2 protein-coding genes are annotated in these 2,502 nt (G+C 67.6%); both read right to left on the bottom strand.

Annotated elements, in window-relative coordinates:
- Positions 1–413 (bottom strand): beta-ketoacyl synthase N-terminal-like domain-containing protein (locus AB0B02_RS31810; protein WP_357306785.1); only part of this gene is annotated, 413 nt, incomplete at its 3' end.
- The coding region (locus AB0B02_RS31805) for a type I polyketide synthase (RefSeq protein WP_357306781.1) at positions 410–2,502 on the bottom strand (2,093 nt) is incomplete at its 5' end. The genes AB0B02_RS31810 and AB0B02_RS31805, both read right to left, overlap by 4 nt.

Genomic DNA, 2,502 nt, shown 5'->3' with positions numbered 1-2,502 from the left:
GCCCGCTCCAACGCCTCCCAGGAAACCTCCAACAACAACCGCTGCTGCGGATCCATCGCCACAGCCTCCCGCGGACTGATCCCGAAAAACCCCGCGTCAAACAACGCCACACCAGTCAGGAACCCACCCTCCCGGGCATAACTGGTCCCCGACCCCGCCGGATCCGGGTCATACAACGACCCGACATCCCAACCCCGATCCATCGGCCATGGCCCGATGGCGTCGCCGCCCGTGGCAATAAGATCCCAGAGCTGTTCCGGGGTATCTATGCCGGCCGAGAACCGGCAGGCCATTGAGACCACCGCGATGGGCTCAGTCCCCCGATCCTGAATCTCCTGCAGGCGTCTCCGGGTCTCCAGCAGGTTGTCCGTGGCCTGTCGCAGATATGTCCGCAGCTTCTCATCGTTGCTCACGCCGTTCGCCCTCCCTCGGAGCTTGCGATCTTGTCGAGAACGTCGAACAGCTCGTCATCTGAGGCTGCATAGGTGTCGATCACCGGGGTTGCCCCGTGGCCGCCCGTCTGGGCCTCGAGCCTGCGCACCAGCTCACGCAGGCGGTCCGCCAGCTTCGTCGGATCTCTGCCATCTCCCGGGGCCAACGTGCGTATAGCCTGCTCGATCCGGTCCAAGTCGGACTCCAGAGTATTTGCGGGCGCCTTCTCCTCAGGCGCAACTCGCGTCCACAGCTCGCGGCTGAGTTCGGCGGGGGTGGGGTAGTCGAAGACCAGCGTGGCCGGCAGCGACAGGCCGGTCGCCGTGGTCAGTCGGTTACGTAGTTCCACGGCGGTCAGCGAGTCGAAGCCGAGTTCGCGGAATGCGCTGTCCGGGTTGATCGTCGTTGGGTCGGGATGGCCGAGTACGACGGCGGCTTGTATTCGTACCAGTTCCAGGACTGTTCGCTGGCGTTCCTCGACTCCCATAGCGGCCAGCCTGGTGGTCAGGTCCATCCGGGTGTCGGTTGTGGTCGCCGTCCGGCGGGCCGGGCCGCCGGCCAATGTCCGCCACAACGGCGGCACACCACCGGCCCCGGTACGACGTAGCGCGGGCAGGTCCACCCGGATCGGCACGAGCTGCGGCTGGTGGGTACGTACTGCCGTGTCGAACAGTGCCAGGCCCTGCTCGGAGGAGAGGGAAAGGATGCCGCTGCGTCGCATCCGGTCCAGGTCGGCCTCGTCGAGATGCCCGGTCATGGCTGACTGCTGGGCCCACAGTCCCCACGCCAGTGATTGCCCGACCAGTCCCTCGGCCTGCCGCCGTAGTGCTAGGGCGTCCAGGACGGCGTTGGCCGCGGCATAGTTTCCTTGTCCCGGTGACCCGAGTGTGGCCGCCGCCGACGAATACACCACGAACAACCCGAGATCCATGTCCCGGGTCAGTTCGTGCAGCCACCATGCCGCATCAGCCTTGGCCCGCAGCACGGTCTCCAGCCGCTGTGGCGTCAACGCCTCGATCACCCCGTCGTCGAGGACTGCGGCGGTGTGCACCACCCCGACCACCGGATGCTCGACCGGCACCGCCGCCAACACCTCAGCCAGAGCGTTCCGGTCAGCGACATCACACGCCGCCACCCGCACCCGCGCACCCAACCCGGTCAGCTCACCGACCAACTCCGCCGCCCCGGCCGCAGCCGGGCCACGCCGGGACAACAGCAACAGGTGCCTGACTCCGTGCGTGGTGACCAGATGCCGGGCCACCAAACCACCCAACACACCGGTCCCACCAGTGACCACCACCGTGCCACGGGAGTCCAGACCGGCCGGTAGCCGCAGCACCACCTTGCCCACGTGGCGGGCCGCCTGCAGGTAGCGCAGGGCCTGCAGTGCTTGGGCTGATTCGAATACGCTCACGGGTAGTGTCTGGAGGATGTCCGCGGCGAACATGTCCAGGATCTCGGCCAGCATCTGGCCGATCCGGTCAGCACCGACGTCGGGCAGGTTGAACGCCTGGTACACCACCCCGGGGTGGTCCGCGGCGATCCGCACCGAGTCCCGCACATCGGTTTTGCCCATCTCCACGAACCGGCCGCCGCGGGGCAGCAGGTCCAGCGACGCGTCCACGAACTCCCCGGTCAGGGCGTTGAGTACCACGTCCACCCCCTCTCCCCCGGTCGCCGTCAGGAAGCTGCGGCGGAAGTCCAGATCCCGGGAGGAGGCCAGGTGCGTATCGTCCACACCCATCCCGCGTATGGTGTTCCACTTGCCGGCGCTGGCGGTGGCGTACACCTGCAATCCCCACGCCTGGGCCAGCTGCACCGCGGCCATACCCACCCCACCAGCCGCAGCATGAATCAGGATCCGCTGCCCCGCCCGCACCTCGGCCAGATCCCGCAACGCGTAGAACGCGGTCAGGAACACGATCGGCACCGACGCCGCGCGGGTGAACGACCAGCCCTGCGGGACCCGGGCCAGGAGACGATGATCGGTGACCGCCACCGGCCCGAATGCCCCGTTGAACATGCCGAACACCCGGTCACCGACCACCACCCCCGACACATCCGGAGCAG

Origin of the sequence: Micromonospora sp. NPDC049240 (assembly GCF_040647835.1) — a bacterium.
GTDB lineage: Bacteria > Actinomycetota > Actinomycetes > Mycobacteriales > Micromonosporaceae > Micromonospora.
The sequence above is the reverse complement of the archived record's forward strand: the minus strand, read 5'-3'. Positions and strand labels throughout refer to the sequence as shown.